General features: G+C 37.3%; 2 protein-coding genes. One reads left to right on the plus strand and one right to left on the minus strand.

The features are described from left to right. On the minus strand, nucleotides 1-177 hold a 177-nt coding region (locus VXQ92_RS16800), incomplete at its 3' end, for a transposase (RefSeq protein WP_416682585.1). Nucleotides 178-630: 453 nt separating this feature from the next. Between VXQ92_RS16800 and xseA the strand changes: the two genes are divergently transcribed. Beyond that, the coding region (gene xseA / locus VXQ92_RS16805; protein WP_416682584.1) for an exodeoxyribonuclease VII large subunit at nucleotides 631-1,729 on the plus strand (1,099 nt) is incomplete at its 3' end.

The following is a 1,729-nucleotide window of genomic DNA, read 5'->3' on the forward strand; positions in this document are numbered from 1 at the left end:
GTCTTGGTTTAACTCAATTTCTTCACCAGTTTGAAGCTGAATTTTCTTTCCAACCTCAACCCAACGATAACCATCAAGCGAGTTTTGCTTACGGACGTGAGGAACAATCCTCACATTAATTTCATTGCCATTTACGGCTGTGGCGATTTGCCACTCATTTACTATATTCACAATCATTCACTCATCACTGAGCTCATGTGATTTAACGGTATTTAATTAGAACGCTAGATTTAAGGTATGGACAATTCGTCTAGAATTTAATATTTAGCTTGATATAGGGTTATTTATAAGCTAATTGCTTTCCATGATTTCGTATCATGACCAACGACCTTCGGGTTATGAGCCCGACGAGCTACCAGACTGCTCCACCCCGCAATTGGAAGTAAGCTTTATACGCTTATATATTTTATAAAGCAAACTTTATTTTTTAATCGGTTGTAATTATTAAGAATTATCTTTTTATTAATTTTTCTTTTTATCCGCTCAAATTAAATAAGCCCCCTCAATTTCAATTTTAACGCTCTAAATTGTTGTATTTATTTTAAACAGAACCCGTTATTCATAGACAACAATTGCCATGCTTGGGTAGCTTTTATACTATCTAGTTTCAACCCATCATTTATAGTTTATATGTCTGATCCTCAGCTCTCTCTTAGTGAATATCTCGGTACAGTGCAGGAAGTCATACGCCTGACTTTTGACGAGCCTGTATGGGTGAGAGCGGAAATTCGGAATTTAAATGTTAAAGGTGGACATTATTATTTAGAGCTCGCAGAAAAAGATGCTGACACCGACAAGGTCATTGCAAGCTGTAAAGCGACCATCTGGAAATTTTCAGCAAGTAAAATTGTTCTCAAGTTTGAACGTGAAACAGGTATTGAGTTAGCTAGTGATTTAAACGTTTTAATCAAAATTAGAGCGCGTTTCGATCCGCAATATGGATTTTCAGTCAATATTGAAGAAATAGACTCAAGTTTTACACTTGGGGAAATTGCAAAACGTTATCAACAAATTGTAGAACGTTTAACTCAAGAAGGGTTAATACATAAGAACAAACTATTATCTACTCCTTTTGATATACAAAATGTATTAGTTATTGCTCCTCAAAATGCTGCGGGTTTAGGTGACTTTAAAAAGGATGCGGATGCTCTTGAGCGAAATGGGGTTTGTCATTTTGTTTATCAAAGTGCGACCTTTCAGGGAAATACGGCTGCCGCCAGTCTTATGGAGTCGTTGGCAACAGGTTTAAAACAATGGGCAAATAATTTTAACTTTCCACCCGACTTGATTGTAATTATTCGCGGGGGTGGTGCTGTAAATGACTTAGCTTACTTAAATGATTATGAGCTTGCCGCCCTACTCTGTAAACGTAGCGTGCCGATTTGGGTCGGTATTGGACATGAAAAAGATCGTACTATCCTTGACGAGATTGCACACCGTTCGTTTGATACTCCAAGTAAAGTGATTGCGGGTATTCGCAACCATATTGTTGAACGTGTACAAGAAGCTGTAGACAACCTACAAACAATCAAACTCTTGTCACAACATCAAATTACGACCTACCAAAGTAAGAGTGATCAATATCTACAACATATTAAATCCTCTGCCCAAGCTCAGCTTAATTCAGCTCACCAGTTCCTTGAGCAGATAAAGGAACGCATTCAATTTGTTTCACAGCAACAAGTTAAATTTTCTCTATCGCAAACTGAATCTCTTATGCGAGAAATTC

The sequence above is a fragment of the Acinetobacter sp. 228 genome, from assembly GCF_048147885.1.